General features: G+C 34.9%; 8 protein-coding genes. All 8 read right to left on the bottom strand.

Annotated elements, in window-relative coordinates; genetic code table 11:
- A partial coding sequence (locus EYW44_RS09920; RefSeq protein WP_373681055.1) for an Ig-like domain-containing protein occupies positions 1 to 10,208 on the bottom strand: 10,208 nt, incomplete at its 3' end.
- 602 nt (positions 10,209 to 10,810) lie between these two features.
- Positions 10,811 to 11,119, bottom strand: a complete 309-nt coding sequence (locus EYW44_RS09915; RefSeq protein ID WP_132723510.1) for a DUF3467 domain-containing protein — start codon at positions 11,117 to 11,119, stop codon at positions 10,811 to 10,813.
- A gap of 72 nt (positions 11,120 to 11,191) precedes the next feature.
- Positions 11,192 to 15,463: a DNA-directed RNA polymerase subunit beta' gene (gene rpoC, locus EYW44_RS09910; protein WP_132723509.1), complete on the bottom strand. Its 4,272-nt coding sequence runs from the start codon at positions 15,461 to 15,463 to the stop codon at positions 11,192 to 11,194.
- 140 nt (positions 15,464 to 15,603) lie between these two features.
- Positions 15,604 to 19,413, bottom strand: a complete 3,810-nt coding sequence (gene rpoB, locus EYW44_RS09905) for a DNA-directed RNA polymerase subunit beta (RefSeq protein WP_132723508.1) — start codon at positions 19,411 to 19,413, stop codon at positions 15,604 to 15,606.
- Between the two features lie 239 nt (positions 19,414 to 19,652).
- On the bottom strand, positions 19,653 to 20,027 hold the full coding sequence (rplL, locus tag EYW44_RS09900; RefSeq protein WP_132723507.1) for a 50S ribosomal protein L7/L12: 375 nt from the start codon (positions 20,025 to 20,027) through the stop codon (positions 19,653 to 19,655).
- Positions 20,028 to 20,074: 47 nt separating this feature from the next.
- Positions 20,075 to 20,590 (bottom strand): 50S ribosomal protein L10, encoded by a 516-nt coding sequence (gene rplJ / locus EYW44_RS09895; protein ID WP_132723506.1) that lies wholly within the window; start codon positions 20,588 to 20,590, stop codon positions 20,075 to 20,077.
- A 20-nt stretch (positions 20,591 to 20,610) separates the two neighbouring features.
- The gene (gene rplA, locus EYW44_RS09890) at positions 20,611 to 21,303 is read right to left on the bottom strand and encodes a 50S ribosomal protein L1 (RefSeq protein ID WP_132723505.1); all 693 of its coding nucleotides are present in this window, start codon (positions 21,301 to 21,303) and stop codon (positions 20,611 to 20,613) included.
- Positions 21,304 to 21,320: 17 nt separating this feature from the next.
- Entirely contained in the window at positions 21,321 to 21,758 is a 438-nt protein-coding gene (gene rplK, locus EYW44_RS09885) for a 50S ribosomal protein L11 (protein WP_132723504.1), read from the bottom strand.
- Between the last annotated feature and the right edge of the window lie 56 nt (positions 21,759 to 21,814).

Below are 21,814 nucleotides of genomic sequence, written 5' to 3'. Positions count from 1 at the left end.
TTACATCCATCTCCATCACTATCAGTATCTAAGAAGTCTGGACTATTTGGATCAGTTCCACTATCACTATCAGTTGGTGTTGCTACTCCTGTTCCTGCTGTACTTGGAATTCCATCATTGTTTGCTGCATCTCCATCAGTATCATCTGCTGTTCCATCTCCGTCTGCATCAGTTCCTCCTGTTTCTACAACATCGTAAATTCCATCGTTATCACTATCTAAATCTAAATGATTTGGAACACCATCTCCATCTGCATCGTAAGCATCTACAACGCCATCTCCGTTTCCATCTGCTCCAATATCTGTATCTAAATAGTTTGGAATTCCATCATTGTCTGCATCTGCACTTGGATCTGGTTGTCCGTTAGCTTCTGCTGTATCTAAAATTCCATCATTATCATCATCTAAATCTTGTGCATCTACTACTCCATCTCCATCACTATCTGGACCTGTAACTGTAATTGTTAAAGTTGCCGTTTGACAAACATCATCTGTTGTGTTTGCATTTGGTAAACCAGTTACTGCATCAAATGTAGTATCGTCATTTACATCATTACAAACTGTATACTCTATTGTTACATCTGTGCCTGCTTCTGATGATGTTGGTGTGTAGGTAATCTCTCCTGTATCTGGATCAATACTTACTGTACCTGCTGCTGTTCCTCCTGTTTGATATAAAATCGTGTTGCCTGTATTATTTGGATCTGTATCTCCTAAATAATCATCATTGGTTAAAACATTCGTTGTAACTGGCGTTCCTGCATCTACTGTAGCTGTATCATCTGCTACAGTTGGTGCATTTGGATTTGTATCACTTGTGTCTGGATTTCCATCATTATCATCGTCTAAATCACATGCATTAGTCAAAGAATCTCCATCTAAATCTGGTAAAGGAGTTCCAGCTGTTCCTTCTACATAATCTGCAACAGTATTTGTATCCGTGTCAGCTGCTGTAGCTGGATATGATGCTCCTGTTACTGTTCCATTAGCATTGGTTGGAGCTGGATCTGTAGTACCATTTCCATACTGACCTCCGCCTCCATCAGCATTTGGATCATTGTAATATTCATTTGAATCTGAACATCCATCGTTATCTGAATCTAAATCATATGGATTTCCTCCATCAACATCTGCATCTGTATTTGGTACTGTTAAACCTGTGCCTGCAGAAGTTGGAATACCTGTAGTTGTATTTGGTATACCATCTGCTATACCATCATTATCTATATCCGTTCCATTTGCTTCAACTACATCGTAAATACCATCATTATCAGAATCTAAATCTAAATAATTTGGAATCGAATCTCCATCTGTATCTATTACTTCACATAAAGTTGCTTGGAATGCTACATTATCTATGGTAATAGAACCAGCATTTACAACTGGATTGTTATATAAATAAATTCTTATTGTATAACTTATTGAAGGAGCTAAAGTGACTGCATTTGTTGCTGGTGATACAAATGCTGAAGTAGCCACGGTTCCTTCTGTAAATAAAACTGTACTTGTAGCGAAATTATCATCAGAAATTTCAACTTGGTACATGTATCCTGTTCTATAATCTGAAGCTGGAATACCTACAGGTTCTCCAAAGAAAAACAACTGAGATATTTGATATGATTGAGTTCCTGTTTTAAATGTATACTCAACATAATCATTATCAGCTTTTGCTCCAGTTAAATCAGCTTGATCTACTCCTTGTAAATCTACGTAACCTCCTGCTGCATTGTTTGCGTCTAGAGTAAAACTAACACCTGGTCCAAATGTTTGTGTTCCTAATGTTCCTGGAGTAAAAAAGTCATTATCTGAATTTGTTGGTAACATTGAACCTCCGTCATTTGCGTAAACAACAGCTAATTTTCTTGTTGTATTGTCTATCAAACAATAAGATTCATCAACATCTGCGATTCCATCATTATCATCATCTTCATCACAAAAATCTGGCACTCCATCTCCGTCTACATCTGCACTATCATCACCTCCAGCACAAATATCAACATTGTCTAAAACTCCATCTCCATCTGCATCTCCAATAGCAACTGTAATCGTTACAATAGCTGTACTGCAAACGTCATCAGCTGTTGCTCCATCACCTGTTATATCATTACATACTTGATACTCTACAGTTACTGTTGTACCTCCTTCACTCGATAACGGTACATAATTTAACTCACCTGTATCCGCGTCGTAAGTTATAGTTCCTCCTGCTGTTGTGTTAATTCCAACTACTGTGTTGATAGTAGTTATACTTGCAGGATTAACATTATCTGGATCTCCATTTCCATCAGTATTATCTGTGAAATCATCATTAGATAAAATCGGAACAGTAGTTAACACTCCTGCTGTTGCCGAAGCTGAATCATCAACTGCTGTTGGAGTAGTTGGATTTGCTGTATCCGTAGTATCAGGATTTCCGTCATTATCATCATCTTCATCACAAGCATTTGCTAACGTATCTCCATCTGGATTTGGTAACGGAGCTCCTGCGGTTCCTTCCACATAATCTGCTACAGTATTAGTGTCTGTATCTGCTCCTGCTGCTGGATATGAAGCTGCCAATACAGTTCCGTTTGGATTAATTGGTGTAGGATCAGTTGTTCCATTTCCGTATTGACCTCCTCCACCATCAGCGTTTGCATCATTATAATATTCATTTGAATCTGAACAACCGTCATCATCTGAATCTAAATCATATGGATTCCCTCTATCTGTACTATCTGTATTTGGAACTGTTAGACCTGTTCCTGCAGAAGAAGGTATACCTATTGATGTGTTTGGTATTCCATCAGCAATACCATCGTTATCTGTATCTGTTCCATTTGCTTCAACTACATCATAAATTCCATCGTTATCAGAATCTAAATCTAAATTATTTGGGATACTATCTCCATCTATATCATTTATTGAAATAGGAGCGAACCTACATGAAGCACCATCATTATTTGAACTTGCTTGAGACGATACTGCAAACACAGATGTTGCTGCTGCTCCATCATAACCAATGATTTCATAAATCCCAGAACCTGAATTATTAGCCGCATATAGTCTTGTATTTTCAGCAGAAAATAAAGCCCCATATGAATTTCCAGATGGCAAACCTGTAACTGGTATCGTAGAAAAAACAGGTGGCATTACTGTTAAATCTACACGAGTAAGGTCTCCATTTCCTCCACCAGTACCAACTAAACTGTATGCTACTCCATTTAAAATGGAAAAATCTAATCCTGCTGTCGGAACTGTTGACAACTGTGAAACTAACCTTGTTTGTATATTATAAGAATAAAGCCCTTCAGTTGAACTTGAAAAATAAAATACATTTTCATAAACATCTCCTGATAAAAAATTTCCAGAAGTTACACCTGTTGCATCTATCTTTAGTATATCTCCAGTATTAATATTAATTGTTAATATATCTCGTCTATTTACAATGGTTCCATTTGAATCTGTACCACTATCTTGTGCTATAGCATAATATAGACTATTCAATTCGTTATACCCTAATGCATTGTATCGTAAATTATCAATACCATTAGTAGCTAATACAGCTCCAACTCTTAATTCATAAACTCCTGTATTCTGATTTAACTCAAACAATTCTCCATCAATTACTTGAAATAATCCTATAACACAATTACTTGTTTCAGAACCTCCTTCTTCTATATCAGTAATACCATCATTATCATCATCTTGATCACAAAAATCTGGTACTCCATCCGCGTCTGCATCTGCTGAATCATTACCTCCTGGACATACATCTACATTATCTAAAACTCCGTCTCCATCTTGATCTCCTATAGCAACGGTTATAGTTACAATAGCTGTACTACATTCATCATCTGCTGTAGCTCCATCTCCAGTAATATCATTACAAACTTCATATTCTATAGTTACAGTTGTTCCTCCTTCACTTGTAAGCGGAGTATAATCTAATTCTCCTGTTGCAGCATCATATGAAATAGTCCCTCCTGCTGTGGTATTAGCTCCTACCACTGTATTAATTGTTGTTATACTTGCAGGATTAATATTATCTGGATCTCCGTTTCCATCAGTATTGTCTGTAAAATCATCATTTCCTAGAATTCCTATAGTTTGTAAAACTCCTGCTGTAGCTGAAGCTGAATCATCAACTGCTGTAGGTGTATTTGAATTTGTATCTGTTGTATCTGGATTTCCATCATTATCATCATCTTCATCACAAGAATTTGCTAAAGTATCACCATCTGTATTTGGTAATGGAGTAACCGCTGACCCTTCTACATAATCCGCTGTACTATTAGTATCTGTATCTGCCGCTGTAGATGGATAACTTGCAGCTATTACTGTTCCATTTGGATTCACTGGAGCTGGATCTGTCGTACCATTTCCATATTGACCACTACCACCATCAGCATTTGAATCGTCATAATATTCATTTGAATCAGAACACCCATCATCATCTGAATCTAAATCATAAGGATTACCTCTATCTGTTCCATCAGTATTAGGAACTGTTAATCCTCCTACTGCAGATGAAGGTATTCCTGTTGATGTATTTGGAAGTCCATCTGCTATACCATCATTATTAACATCTGCTCCATTAGCTTCTACAACATCATATATTCCATCGTTGTCTGAATCTAAATCTAAACAATCTGCTAAATTGTCTCCATCAAAATCTGGATCTACAGATAATGAAAGAAAAATTGCACTATCGTCTCCTGTATCATTTGAACTAAAGCTAAAATTTGTTGCTCCTGTACTTGTTGACTCCCAAGTAAATCTGCTACCATTATTACTATTTGTTCCTGTATTATTTTGAACTTCATAAATTGGAGGAAAACTAATATCATCAAAATCAGAAATTAAAGTAGTAGTAAAAGTATATAATGTTCCATCTAAACTTTCAACCCTATCCATTCTACCTCCTGTTTGAATTACTCCTCCATGTTCTAACCTAGCTCTAACTCTTGCTGCTGCTGTTCCTGAAATTGTAAAAACTGATGGTGTTCCTGAAAATGTATCTCCAACAAATAAATTAGGGTTAGCATCAGGACGATTTAATCCTGTAGCTGAAATTAAAACACTACCTGCTGGTAAACCTAACCTAGCACTAACATCTACATCTGTTATATTATTATTAAGACTAGTATCTGGAATACCTAAATCATCAAATGGACGAATTGAAATAAAATTAATTGCACATTCATCAATATCTAAAATACCATCATTGTCATCATCTTGATCACAAAAATCTGGCACTCCATCCGAATCAGCATCTGCTGTATCGTCTCCTCCTGGACATATATCTGAAGCATCAACTACTCCATCTCCATCAGAATCTCCTGGTGCAACTGCAATTGTTACTAAAGCTCTTCTACATACATCATCTCCTGTAGCACCATCTCCTGTAATATCATTACAAACTTCATATTCTATTCTTACAGTTGTTCCTCCCTCACTAGTTAATGGAGTGTAAATTAATTCTCCTGTATTTGTGTCATAAGATATTGTACCACCTGCTGTAGTATTAGTTCCTACAACTGTACTTATTGTTGTGATACTTGCTGGATCTCCATTATCTGGGTCGCCATTGGCGTCTGTGTTATCTGTAAAATCATCATTTGCTAAAATTGGAATAGTTGTTGACGTTCCTGCTGTTGCTGAAGCTGAATCATCTGTCGCTTCAGGTGAAGTAGTATTCGTATCAGTAGTATCAGGGTTTCCGTCATTATCTGCATCTAAATCACAAGCATTGGCTAAAGCATCACCATCTGAATTCGGCAATGGTGTTCCTGCTGAACCTTCAACATAATCTGCTGTACTATTAGTATCTGTATCTGCTGCACTTGCTGGATAACTTGCAGCTATTACTGTTCCATTTCCATTTACTGGTGCTGGATCTGTCGTTCCATTTCCGTATTGACCTCCTCCACCATCTGCATTTGAATCGTCATAATATTCATTTGAATCAGAACATCCATCATCGTCAGCATCTAAATCATAAGGATTTCCTCTATCTGTTCCGTCTGTATTAGGAACTGTTAATCCTGCTACAGCAGATGAAGGTATTCCTGTTGATGTATTTGGAAGTCCATCGGCAATACCATCATTGTTAACATCTGCTCCATTAGCTTCTACAACATCGTATATTCCATCATTATCAGAATCTAAGTCTAATGAATTAGGAACTGTATCTCCATCAAAATCTTGAGAAAAACAATATGAGTTTTCATAAAACTGCATGGTTACGTTTCCTCCATTTCCGTCAGCCTTTCCTGCCACAATAACTAAGGTGTCAATAGCATCTAAAGAACTAACCGAAACTGTATTATTTGGAGCATTAGCTCCTGGAGCTGTACTAATTACAGACTGAGTACTATTTGCTTGTACAAAATTAGCTCCTAAGTTTATATCTGTAATTGTTAAGGCAACATTCGCTCCTGATAATGAAGCTGAAAAATCTGCTCTATCTTGATTATCTAATCCTCCCCATTTAAAATTTGAAATTTGAATAGGTTGATCAAATGTAAATGTATACACTGCTACACTTATTGTTCCTGCATCTGCTGGATAAGAAGTCCCTACAGGGAAATTTGTATTGTTTGGTTGTACATTCACATAATCACCAGTTATACCTCCATTCGAAGCACTTCTGACACCTCCAGCCCAAGTAGCTCCATTGATTACTTCAAAACTGAAGGTACCTGTAACTCCTGCATGACTATATACATTGTTTACGGTTCCTGATGCTGTAGATCCTGCAGTTGTTCCTGTACTAGCTTGTGTAAATGTTTGTCCTAAGTCAACAAAGCCTGAAGTAGGACAATCATATTCGTCACTGTCTAAAATTCCGTCATTATCATCATCTAAATCACAACCATCTGGTACACCATCTAAATCTGCATCTAATGAATCATCTCCACCAGGACATATATCTGCACTATCCAACACACCATCTCCATCTGAATCTAAGAATAAATTCACATAAACAAAAGACGTTACTGAACCACAATTATTTGATGATTCATATTGAAAAGCATATGTACCTTCTGATAGACCTGTTGTATCTAATGTTCCTGCTAATGCATCAAAGTTGGCTCCTGGTGATGAGGGTGATGAGGACAAAGTCCATGCGCCACCAGTATCTGGAGTACCTCCTAAATTTGAGAACAAGTTAACTGTTTCTGGTTGACCCGCATTATAAAATGCACTTGTACCAGTATCTGGTTGACTTTGAACTAAAACTCTCACAGATGTAACTGCATCTGTAGTACAAGGTGCTACCGCACTTACTGTATAGTCAAAATCATATATTCCTCCTGTTGTAGGATCTAAAGTACCTGCTACAGCATTAAAATCTGCACCTGGTGCATCAGGAGAAGTTCCTGAAACTGTCCATGTACCAGCTCCTCCGCCAGTTATTAATGCATTTAAATCTACTACTGCATCTCCTTCACAAACAAAGGTATCTGAACCTGTACCTGAATCAGGTTCATTTGTTACAGTTACCATCATCACATCTTCTCCACTACAGGTAGTTCCGTTGTCAGCACTTAATCTAAACCAAGTTGTTTCATTTACTACTACTGATGGTGTTAATGTACCATTTTCAAAACCAGCACTCCATGGTCCTGTTGGTCCGTCTGTACTATACGACCACTCGTAACCTCCTGAACTGTTCACACCAATATTATCTTGTATATTTAATGCTTCTGGAATTACCGTTGCTGTAGTAAATGGTACTTCATATATAGAAGCACTTACCGGATCACATGACCCATCATTAATTTGAGCTTCAGGAGTACCGCTAATAGTACCACTTGTAAATGTTGATGTAGTACTTCCCTCAGAGAAAGATATGATTACAGAATCTATTTCTCCAACATCAAGATTTTCACAATCATATACCTGTACTTTCCACCCTCCTTGTCTGGCATCATATCCTATTAAAGGGGTAACTGTGATAGGTGTATCTCCCGAAGCTGGAGAAAATACACCACAACCTGTAGTATTATTTGAAGGATCTGCATAATACCTATTATAAGTACCAGTTAAAGCAGGACCTGTTCCGCTACAAGCATTATTCCTTGAAAATTCACAAATATCAAAAACAGGTAATGTTGGGGTAATTGTGGTATCGTTCGTAAATGTTAAATTCACTGCATTATCAGCTGCATAACAAGGACTTCCATTTTCATTCAAGCCTAACGGAATTGTTACAGCTCCATCTGGAGAAACTAGATAATATCCTACATCTGAAATATAAGTATGTGTGATATTGAATGTAACTGAGAAAATTGTTGATGCTGTTATTATGAAAGGACGTTCTACTGGATTGTAATAATTGAACGAAGTATCAGTTGCTGCAACACCTGATAAATTTACGGTATCACCAGCACAAGCTGTTAAATCTGCACCTACATCAGGTTGTAATTGGGTATTCCATACCCAAGCACGTCCTTCTTCAATGGTTCCTCCATCATTTCTTACTACTAAATATCCTCCGTCTGCTAAACCAGTTTGAATTCTAGTACTGTTAAGTGCATAATCATCATAAGAATTTGTTGTTGGATTAAATATATACCAACTATAGGTTGTTCCTACCGCAACTCCCGCTGGACATTCTAATTCACCATCATTTCCTCCTCCATTAAATATAAAAATAGGATCATCTGAATTTGCTGAAAATAATGGATCTGTATAACTAGTGGTTAATGTACCACAATTTGACGATCCTGAAGCCGCTGTTAAAGGTATCTCAGTTCCATCAATCTTTATTACTAAAACCGTAGTGATAGCATTCGCACAAGGACCAGTACCGTTAACTACATAATTGAAAGTAGAAGGTCCCATAGGAAGACTTGATACCGTAACTGTACTACCCGATAAAGCTCCTGTGCTATCATTATCAACCCAAGTTCCCCCTCCATCTTGAGAACCGTCTAGGGCAGTGAATAAATCAGCTGTTGAATCTGTGGTCAATACATATAAAGGATCTGTTGTAACACCAGAATTTGGTGGATTTGTTAAATTGATAGTTGCTGTTACAGTACTAGAAGTATTCCCATAAGGATCTGTAACAGTTATTTCAACAGTTCTTGGAGTTGCTATTTCAGGGGTAGCAGCTGTATTTTTATAAACTAAATCATCTAACGTATTCCTTAATGTATTCACATCTGCACTTACATTTGTAACTGTTAAGCTTGTAGTTCCATTTCCTGCTACAGAGATACCATCAAAAATTCCTTTGATACTTAATTCTTCTTGACCAACATCTTGAGGATTTGTTAAAGTAATTGTCATGAAATCCAATCCATGTGGTGCATTAAATACAGATGTAGCTCCTGTAGTTGCTCCATCTAAAAACTCTGCACTGTTTGAACAACCTGGGACATTAATATCATTTCCCCCAGCTCCTGTAATATTAGTATCATCTAATCTAAGGTAAGGAGTTGGTGCTAAACTTACTGTAAAAGGTTCAGCATCTGCCGCTTCTGCACCATTCAATACATAATACTCTACAGATAATGTGGTGATTGCTATATTACTTTGAACTTCCCAATATGTTCCTGGTAGTGAAACCACTCCCGATGAACCAATATGAACTTGAGAAGTATTATTATTATTGATAAAATGTCCTGATTGAGCTGAAAATAACTGACCAGAGAATTGAGCTCCTACATCTGGACTGGATACTTTAATATTTTCAGTCCCTATTAATTCACTGTGTTGTTGCGAACTTAAAATTACATGAACAGGTTCACTGAATGTATAAGTATATGTGTTACCAGATATTCCAACCGTAGCTCTTGTATTATTGAAACTACTTGTTAAAATATTTCCTGATGGAAAAGTAACGGCATTAACTCCTCCTCCTACTGTAGTTGCTTCTGATAATGCTATATCAACATTAACTACTGAAGTACCATCTCCTACTGAAGAAAGAACATTTGTTGGATGTGCTACTACTGGAGGTGTAGAAAGTCCTCCCCAGGTTGTTACAACCTGAGCTTCAACATCTAAAGAAGATAGAGTTAAAATAACAGAAATACTAAATAACTTTAGTAAAAATAAATTTGCTCTTCTTTCTGTTAAACCAACTTTGAATTCATCCCGAATTCCTATTAAAATATTTGCTAAACCTCTGTAATTCCTATATTTTTCGTTACCTTGCGAGGCGTTATGTTTTTTCGAAAATATAGATAAACTTAATTTTATTTTTTTTAGCAATAAATAATATGTGCTAAAAAAAATAACCTGAAGACATTTTATCATAATGATCAGTTTATGAATTGATTGTTATATACATGCCCTACTCTTGTTTCCGCTCGCCAAAGTGCAACAATTGTGGGGTTTTATTTATTATTTGTACACAGCACCATCATAACAATGATTCTGCATTATTATTTGTTTATGAAATTAAAATTGTAGTTGAGTTTTCTTTTTTTCTCTAAAACTTACATAGGGTCGATCGATGATGAAAAAAAGATTGATTTAAAATGAAGTCTGTGTTTTTAAAGTATTTTTTCTGCATATGATTTCGGGGTTCGTTTGCATTTAATTTGTAATAAAAATAACTAATAATAAACTAATAAACAAAACTTTATTATTTAAAGTTTTATAGTTTTAAAAAAAATATTTGCACAATATGAACTTATAAGGGATAAAACTAAATTCTCATACAAATTGATTAAGTATTGTGAGATTCCTAATACTTATGTTCCACGTTATGAATATAATCTTTTTTTTTAACATATATTAACTTTTTCAAAAAAAGTTAATATCATAAAAAAATAAAGCGGTATTTGACAAATCAAATACCGCTTTATTTTTTAAGCTTCTCCAGTAGTTCCACCAAAGTTCATTGGTATAGGAGGTTGTTCATAATCTTTTATCTCACCATGAACCTGTTCAAACTTTCTTATATTATCTGCAAGAGCTTTTGTAAGTCTCTTTGCATGCTGAGGCGTTAGTATAATTCTAGATTTTACTTTTGCTTTTGGTACACCTGGCATAATATTAATAAAATCTACAATAAATTCAGAAACTGAATGATTTATTATTGCTAAGTTACTATAAGTTCCTTCAGCAATCTCTTGATCTAATTCTATATTGATCTGTGGTTCTTTTTTATCTTCCATGGGAATACATATTTTAATTATAAAAAAACCTCTATAAATTATAGAGGTTTTTTTAATGTTATAATTATTCTATTATAAGCTTTGTTCTATTTCGTCTTTTGGTCCAACGATAATCTTTTCGTAGCTTCTTATACCTGTACCTGCTGGTATACGTTTACCTACAATAACATTTTCTTTAAGACCTTCTAAATCATCAATCTTACCATTTACAGCTGCTTCATTTAACACCTTAGTTGTTTCCTGGAACGATGCTGCTGAGATAAATGATTTCGTTTGTAACGATGCTCTAGTAATACCTTGTAATACTTGCTCTGCAGTAGCTGGATGTGCTTCTCTTGCTACTACAATCTCTTTATCAGCTCTACGTAAAATTGAGTTTTCATCTCTTAACTGACGTGCTGTAACTAATTGACCTGCTCTTAAGTTAGTAGAATCACCTGAATCTTCAATTACTTTCATTCCATAAATTTTATCATTTTCTTCGATAAAATCATTTTTATGAACTAATTGATTCTCTAAGAATAAAGTATCTCCTGAATCAATGATTCTTACTTTACGCATCATTTGACGTACTACTACTTCAAAGTGCTTATCATTAATCTTCACCCCTTGTAAACGGTATACATCTTGTATTTCATTTACTAAGTACTCTTGAACAGCAGATGGTCCTTTAATTCTTAAAATATCAGCTGGAGTTGTTGCTCCATCAGATAATGGCATACCTGCTTTGATAAAGTCATTTTCTTGAACTAAGATCTGATTAGATAATTTTACTAAGTATTTCTTAATCTCTCCAGTTTTAGATTCAACTATAATCTCACGATTACCACGCTTAATTTTACCAAAAGACACCACTCCATCAATTTCAGCAACTACTGCAGGGTTAGATGGATTACGTGCTTCAAATAATTCTGTTACACGTGGTAAACCTCCTGTAATATCCCCAGCCTTACCAGCTCTACGAGGAATCTTAACTAATGTTTTACCTTGCTCTACTAAATCTCCATCTTTTACCATTAAGTGTGCACCTACTGGTAAACTATATGAACGTAATGCATTACCATCAGCGTCTTCAATAATTAAAGAAGGAATGATTTTCTTATTTTTAGAGTCAGTAATTACTTTCTCTTGGAAACCTGTTTGTTCATCAACTTCAACAGAGTAGTTAATACCTTGCTCTAAGTTATCAAACTTAACTTTTCCTCCAAATTCAGAAACAATTACACCATTAAATGGATCCCATTGACAAACTGCATCTCCTTTCTTAATAGTCTTTCTATCTTTATCAAAGATAATCGAACCATAAGGAATATTATTTGCACTTAAAGTAATTCCTGTTTTCTTATCTAAAATTTTGATTTCAGCTGTACGTGAAATTACAATATCAACAACTTCTCCGTTAGTGTCTTTACCTTCAACTGTACGTAAATCTTCAATCTTTACATTACCTTCAAACTTAGATAATAATTTATTATCTGAAGAAGAAGTATTTGCTACCCCTCCAACGTGGAATGTACGTAATGTTAACTGTGTACCAGGCTCTCCAATAGACTGTGCTGCAATTACACCAACAGCTTCACCTTTTTGAACCTTCTTAGCAGTAGATAAACTCTTACCATAACACTGAGCACAAATTCCTCTCTTAGATTCACATGTTAATGGAGAACGAACTTCTACTCTATCAATACCTGCTTTTTCAACAGTTTTAGCTAGACTTTCAGTAATTAATTGTCCTGCATTCAATAAAATGTCTTCAGAGTTAGGAGCATATACATCATGTAAAGAAACTCTACCTTCAATTCTGTCAGCTAAAGACTCAACAATCTCGTCATTCTTCTTTAAAGGAGTTATTTCTAAACCACGTAATGTACCACAATCTACCTCATTTACAATTACATCTTGAGATACATCTACTAAACGACGTGTTAAATATCCTGCATCGGCAGTTTTTAATGCTGTATCGGCAAGACCTTTACGAGCACCGTGAGTAGAGATAAAGTATTCTAAAATTGAAAGACCTTCTTTAAAGTTAGATAAAATCGGGTTTTCAATAATTTCTCCACCACCTGCTGTAGATTTCTTAGGCTTAGCCATTAATCCACGCATACCAGTTAACTGACGAATCTGCTCTTTAGATCCACGCGCTCCAGAATCTAACATCATAAATACCGAGTTAAATCCTTGCTGATCTTCACGTAAACGTTTCATCGATAATTCTGTTAATCGGTTGTTTGTAGAACCCCAAACATCAATTACCTGATTATAACGTTCCTTTTGAGTTAACATACCCATGTTATAGTTCATGATAATTCCATCCACTTCTTTATTAGCTTCAGCAATCATTGTATGCTTTTCCTCTGGAATAATGATATCTCCTAAAGAGAATGATAATCCTCCTTGGAATGCAAACATATATCCCATATTCTTTATTTCATCTAAGAATTTACCTACCGAAGGAATATCAGTTACTTTTAAGATACCACCAATAATTCCTCTTAAAGATTTCTTAGTTAAAACTTCATTAATATAACCTGCTGCTTCTGGTACAACTTCGTTAAATAATACTCTACCAACAGTAGTTGTAATAAGTTTTGTTACTACTTTACCATCTTCGACATCTTTAGTACGAACTCGAATTCCAGCATTTAAGTCTACTTTCTTTTCGTTAAAAGCGATTGTTACTTCTTCTGGAGAGTAGAATGTTAATCCTTCACCTTGAATCTTTAACTCTGGTGTAGATTTACGCTCTTTAGTCATATAATATAACCCTAATACCATATCCTGAGATGGTACCGTAATTGGTGCACCATTTGCAGGGTTTAAGATATTATGAGAAGCTAACATTAATAACTGAGCCTCTAAAATAGCTTCAGGACCTAAAGGTAAGTGAACCGCCATTTGATCCCCATCAAAATCGGCGTTAAATGCCGTACATACTAATGGGTGTAAACGAATAGCTTTACCTTCTATTAATTTAGGTTGGAATGCTTGAATACCTAAACGGTGTAATGTAGGAGCACGGTTTAATAAAACTGGATGACCTTTAATTACATTTTCTAAAATATCCCAAACTACAGGTTCTTTTCTATCTATAATTTTCTTTGCAGATTTAACCGTTTTTACAATACCTCTTTCGATTAACTTACGAATTACAAAAGGCTTGTAAAGTTCAGCTGCCATATCTTTAGGCAATCCACATTCGTATAATTTTAATTCTGGACCTACAACAATTACAGAACGAGCAGAATAATCAACACGCTTACCTAATAAGTTTTGACGGAAACGCCCTTGTTTACCTTTTAAACTATCAGATAATGATTTTAATGGTCTGTTAGATTCTGTTTTTACTGCTGAAGATTTACGTGTATTATCAAATAATGAATCTACAGATTCTTGTAACATACGTTTTTCGTTTCTTAAGATTACTTCAGGAGCTTTAATCTCCATTAATCTCTTTAAACGATTGTTACGGATAATTACACGACGATAAAGATCATTTAAATCTGAAGTAGCAAAACGACCTCCATCTAATGGAACTAATGGACGTAATTCTGGTGGAATAACCGGAACTACTTTCATTATCATCCACTCTGGTTTATTTTCTCTATTTTTCTGAGACTCTCTAAATGCTTCAACAACATTTAATCTTTTTAAAGCCTCATTCTTACGTTGCTTAGAAGTTTCAGTATTTGCTTTGTGTCTTAATTGGTAAGATAACTCATCTAAATCGATACGAGCTAATAAATCAATTAAACACTCTGCTCCCATTTTAGCGATAAACTTATTTGGATCGCTATCTTCTAAGTATTGATTATCTTGAGGAAGTTCATCTATAATATCTAAATACTCTTCCTCTGTTAAGAAGTCTAATTTTTGTAATGGTTCTCCTTCACTATTTGTTGCATTACCAGGCTGAATTACTACATAACGCTCATAGTAAATGATCATATCTAATTTCTTAGAAGGTAAACCTAATAAATATCCCATTTTATTTGGTAACGATCTGAAATACCAAATATGTGCTACAGGAACAACTAAATTAATATGACCTACTCTATCTCTACGTACTTTCTTTTCCGTTACTTCAACTCCACAACGATCACAAACGATTCCCTTGTAACGAATTCTTTTATATTTACCACACGCACATTCATAATCTTTTACAGGACCGAATATACGCTCACAAAATAAACCATCTCTCTCTGGCTTGTGTGTACGGTAATTAATTGTTTCTGGCTTTAAAACTTCTCCTTTAGATGCCTCTAAAATAGATTCAGGTGAAGCTAAACCAATTGAAATTTTGTTAAATTTTTTAACAGTGTATTTTTCGTTCTTTCTTGCCATAATATTTTGCTTTGCAAAATGCTTTGAGCTTTTGCTATAACTTTAGTTAGCTTAAAGTTGATAGCTGACTGCTGTTGATATAAAATTTATAAACACTGAAATCAAGATTATTCCTTTCGAAATAACCTTGATTGTCTTTTTTATTCTTCTAATTTAACGTCTAATCCTAAACCTTTAAGTTCGTGCATTAATACGTTAAATGATTCTGGTAATCCAGGTTCTGGCATTGGCTCTCCTTTTACAATGCTTTCATAAGCTTTAGCTCTACCTAATACGTCATCTGATTTTACCGTTAAGATTTCACGTAAAATACTAGATGCTCCATAAGCCTCTAAAGCCCAAACTTCCATTTCTCCAAAACGCTGACCTCCAAACTGAGCTTTACCTCCTAATGGCTGTTGTGTAATTAATGAGTAAGGTCCAATAGAACGAGCATGCATCTTATCTTCGATCATGTGTCCTAACTTAATCATATAAATAACACCTACTGTTGCTGGTTGATCAAAACGATCTCCTGTTCCTCCATCATATAAGTAAGTATGACCGAATCTTGGAATTCCAGCTTCGTCTGTTAATGCGTTAATTTCATTTAAAGAAGCCCCATCAAAAATAGGCGTTGCATACTTTTGAGTTAACTTTTGACCAGCCCAACCTAATACAGTTTCATAAATCTGACCAATATTCATACGCGATGGTACCCCTAATGGATTCAATACAATATCAACAGGTGTTCCGTCTTCTAAGAAAGGCATATCTTCTTGACGAACGATTCTTGCAACAATACCTTTGTTACCGTGACGTCCTGCCATCTTATCACCTACCTTTAACTTACGCTTCTTAGCGATATAAATCTTAGCTAACTTTAAAATTCCAGCTGGTAATTCATCCCCTACAGAAATTGTAAACTTCTTACGACGTAAAACTCCTTGTAAATCGTTAACTTTAATTTTATAGTTGTGAATTAATTCTACAACTAACTTGTTTAAGTCTTTATCAGTAGTCCAAGTTCCACTTAAATGTGTAAAATCATCTACTGAGTTTAACATTTTTTGAGTGAATTTTTTTCCTTTTGGCAATACTTCCTCTCCAAGATCGTTAAAAATACCTTGAGAAGTTTTACCACTGATTAAACCGAATAACTTGTCTATTAAACGATCTTTTAAGCCATCAAATTTAGAAACGAAAGAAGCTTCTAAAGTAGCTACCGCTTCTTTATCTCTTGCTCTCTTATTTTTATCTTTAACAGCTCTCTTAAATAATTTTTTATCAATTACAACACCTTTAAGAGATGGTGAAGCTTTTAATGATGCATCTTTTACATCACCTGCTTTATCCCCAAAGATTGCTCTTAATAATTTTTCTTCTGGTGTAGGATCACTTTCTCCTTTAGGAGTAATCTTACCAATTAAAATATCTCCTGGCTTTACTTCTGCACCAATACGAATCATTCCATTCTCATCAAGGTCTTTTGTAGCCTCTTCTGATACGTTTGGAATATCATTGGTTAATTCTTCTGCTCCTAATTTAGTATCACGAACATCTAAAGAATACTCATCAATGTGAACAGATGTAAAGATATCTTCTTTTACAACTCTTTCAGAAATTACGATTGCATCCTCAAAGTTATACCCTTTCCAAGGCATGAAAGCAACCTTCATATTTCTACCAAGAGCTAACTCACCTAATTCTGTAGCATAACCATCACAAAGAACTTGTCCCTTTTCAACTCTATCACCTTTTCTTACAATAGGCTTTAAGTTAATATTAGTTCCTTGATTTGTTTTTCTGAACTTAATTAAGTTATATGATTTTTCATCTGGATCAAAGCTAACTAAACGCTCCTCATCTGTTCTATCATACTTAATTGTAATCTTGTTTGCATCAACATATTCTACAACTCCATCTCCTTCTGCATTGATCAAAATACGAGAATCTTTTGCTACTCTACGCTCTAATCCTGTACCTACAATTGGTGCTTCAGGTCTTAATAATGGTACTGCCTGACGCATCATGTTAGATCCCATTAATGCACGGTTGGCATCATCATGCTCTAAGAATGGAATTAAAGAAGCTGAAATAGATGCTATTTGGTTTGGAGCAACATCCATATAGTTGACTACATCTGGAGTAACAACAGGGAAATCTCCTTCTTCCCTTGCAATTACTTTATCTCTATCAATTTCTCCATCTTCTTTAACAGGAATATTTGACTGCGCAAATTTCATTCCTTCTTCTTCTTCTGCACTTAAATATATTGGCGTATCCGAAGAAACTTTTCCTGAATCAACTTTCTTATATGGTGTTTCAATGAACCCCATATTGTTTACTTTAGCATAAACTGCTAAAGATGAAATCAGACCAATATTCGGTCCTTCTGGTGTTTCAATTGGACATAAACGACCGTAGTGAGTATAGTGAACATCACGAACCTCAAAACCTGCTCTTTCTCTCGATAAACCTCCAGGTCCTAAAGCTGATAAACGACGCTTATGAGTAATCTCTGCTAATGGATTTGTTTGATCCATAAATTGAGATAACTGATTTGTTCCAAAGAACGAATTAATTACAGAAGATAATGTTTTAGCATTAATTAAGTCAATCGGTGTAAAAACTTCATTATCTCTTACATTCATTCTTTCACGGATAGTTCTAGCCATACGTGCTAAACCTACTCCAAACTGACCTGCTAACTGCTCACCTACTGTACGTACACGACGGTTAGATAAGTGATCAATATCATCTACTTCTGCCTTAGAATTAATTAACTCAATAAGATATTTTACAATTGTAATGATATCATTTTTAGTTAATACCTTCTGATCTATAGCTTCATTTAATTGAAGTTTAGTGTTCATTCTAAAACGACCAACTTCTCCTAAATTATATCTTTGTTCTGAGAAAAATAATTTATCTATAATACCTCTTGCAGTTTCCTCATCTGGCGGTTCTGCATTACGTAATTGACGATAAATATGCTCTACTGCTTCTTTTTCTGAGTTAGTAGGATCTTTCTGTAAAGTATTATGAATAATTGCATAATCTCCAGAGAAATTATCTTCTTTATGTAATAAAATAGTTTTTGCTCCTGACTCTATAATTTCATCTACATGTTCTTTATCTAAAATAGTATCACGATCAAAAATAATTTCGTTTCGTTCAATAGATACAACTTCACCTGTATCTTCATCTACGAAATCTTCATGCCAAGTTTTTAATACCCTAGCAGCTAATTTTCTTCCTAAAACTTTCTTTAATCCAGCTTTAGAAACTTTAATTTCTTCAGCTAAATCAAAAATTTCAAGAATATCTTTATCTCTTTCATATCCTATAGCTCTAAAAAGAGTAGTTACTGGTAACTTTTTCTTTCTATCGATATATGCATACATTACCTGATTAATATCAGTAGCAAATTCAATCCAAGATCCTTTAAAAGGAATTACTCTTGCTGAATATAATTTAGTACCATTGGCATGAAAAGACTGACCGAAGAAAACCCCTGGTGATCTGTGTAACTGAGATACAACTACTCTCTCTGCTCCATTAATAATAAATGTACCTGAGCCCGTCATATAAGGTATTGTTCCTAAATACACATCTTGAACAATGGTTTCGAAATCTTCATGTTCAGGATCTGTACAATACAATTTTAATCTAGCCTTAAGAGGGACACTATGAGTTAAACCACGCTCGATACATTCTTGAATGCTATACCTAGGTGGATCAACAAAATAATCTAAGAATTCTAAAACAAATTGATTTCTTGTATCAGTAATTGGGAAGTTATCCATGAAGGTCTTATATAAACCTTCTTCACCTCGCTCATCAGCTTTAGTCTGTAATTGGAAAAAATCTTGAAAAGATTTAACTTGAATATCCAAAAAATCTGGATAATCTGTACCAATCTGAGATGTTGCGAAGTTGATTCTTTCAGTAGTTTTTGTCGTTGCCAAAAGAGTATCTATTTTTAATTAAAAATATTTTTAAAAAACTTAACCAGTTTTCTTTGCAATTTTTACTACATAAATTAGTTAATATATGTGTAACTAATTTAAAAGCAATTCTAAACTTTTTTTGTGTTTATTTCTGCAAAAATAACAAATATATACACAAAATGGTTTAGGGCCAGAACAAAAAGTTCTAGCGCCTAAACCTATATTTTGTTATCCCACTGTAAATGTGGGGAGTTATATTACTTTAACTCAACCTCAGCTCCTGCTTCTTCTAAAGACTTCTTAAGACCTTCAGCCTCATCTTTAGAAACACCTTCTTTTACTGGTGCTGGAGCGCTATCAACGATTCCTTTAGCTTCTTTTAATCCTAAACCAGTTAATTCCTTAACTAATTTTACTACTGCTAATTTAGAACCTCCTGCTGCTTTTAAGATTACATCAAACTCAGTTTTTTCATCTGCTGCATCTGCACCACCACCTGCTGGTCCAGCTACTGCTACAGCTGCTGCTGCAGGCTCAATACCGTAATCTTCTTTTAAAATATCTGCTAATTCATTAACTTCTTTTACTGTTAAGTTAACTAATTGTTCTGCGAAATCTTTTAAATCTGCCATTTTAATTGTTTTTAATTTTTTATTGTATAGTTATTAGTGCGCTAAATTTATTTTTCTGATAATGTTTTTAAGATACCTGATAGTTTACTACCACCTGATTGTAATGCTGAAACAACGTTCTTAGCAGGCGATTGTAATAATCCAATGATATCTCCAATAAGTTCCTCACGAGACTTGATGTTAACTAAAGCATCTAATTGGTCATCTCCAACATAAACTGCTTCTTCTACATAAGCCCCTTTTAATAAAGGTTTATCAGATTTTTTTCTAAATTCTTTAATTACTTTTGCTGGAGCATTTGCAGCTTCTGCAATCATTAAAGAAGTGTTTCCTTTTAAAACTTCTGGTAATTCACCAAAATCTTTATCGGAAGCCTCCATTGCTTTTTCAAGCAATGTGTTTTTTACAACAGCCAATTGTACGTCAGCTTTAAAACAAGCTCTACGTAAGTTAGATGTAGTGATAGCATCTAATCCAGAAATATCTGCTAGATAAATCGTATTTGTATCTGCTAATTGTGCTGTTAAATCTTGTATTACTTGTGATTTTTCCTCTCTAGTCATAATTGATACATTTTAACTGCCTATGATACAGATTTTACATCTACTGGCACACTAGGACTCATTGTAGAAGAGATGAAAATACTCTTAATGTAAGTTCCTTTAGCAGCCGTTGGCTTTAATTTAATAAGTGTTTGAACTAATTCGTTTGCATTTTCGTAGATCTTATCAGCATCAAAAGATACTTTACCTACAGCAGCATGAACGATTCCAGTTTTATCAACTTTAAAGTCGATTTTACCAGCCTTCACCTCTTTTACTGCTTTTGCAACATCCATAGTTACAGTACCTGTCTTTGGGTTTGGCATTAAACCTCTAGGACCTAATACACGTCCTAATGGACCTAATTTACCCATTACACTAGGCATTGTTATAATAACGTCAACATCAGTCCATCCTCCTTTGATTTTCTGTAAGTATTCATCTAAACCTACGTAATCAGCTCCAGCTTCTTTTGCTTCAGCTTCTTTATCTGGAGTAACTAATGCTAATACTTTTACATCTTTACCTGTTCCGTGAGGTAATGTTACAACACCACGAACCATTTGATTTGCCTTACGAGGATCTACTCCTAAACGTACAGCTAAATCTATAGACGCATCAAACTTAACGTTTGTGATCTCTTTTACTAATGCTGATGCATCCTTTAAGTCATAAACTTTAGAGGTGTCAATCTTAGCGCGAGCTTCTTTTTGCTTTCTTGTTAATCTTGCCATTTTAAATCTCTTTTAGTTTAAGCAGGTGCATCACCTGTTACAGTTAATCCCATAGAACGAGCAGTTCCCGCGATCATTCTCATTGCTGATTCAACTTTAAAAGCATTCATGTCAACCATTTTATCTTCTGCAATTGATCTGATTTGATCCCAAGTAACACTTGCTACTTTCTTTCTATTCGGCTCTCCTGAACCTTTCTTAATTTTGGCCGCTTCTAATAATTGTACTGCAGCTGGTGGAGTTTTAACAACAAATTCGAATGATTTATCAGTATATACTGTAATCACTACTGGTAATACTTTACCTTGTTTATCCTGTGTACGAGCGTTAAACTGTTTACAGAATTCCATGATGTTAACTCCGGCAGCACCTAAAGCGGGTCCAACTGGTGGCGACGGATTCGCAGCACCTCCCCTAACTTGTAGTTTTACTAATTTACTTACTTCTTTTGCCATTGTTTAAGATTTGGATAGTGTATTTTCGGAAGCAAAATACACTTAAAATATATATG

Source organism: Tenacibaculum sp. M341 (assembly GCF_004337695.1).
Taxonomy (GTDB): Bacteria; Bacteroidota; Bacteroidia; order Flavobacteriales; family Flavobacteriaceae; genus Polaribacter.
Note: the sequence above shows the minus strand (reverse complement) of the source record. Positions and strands in the feature narration are given on the sequence as shown.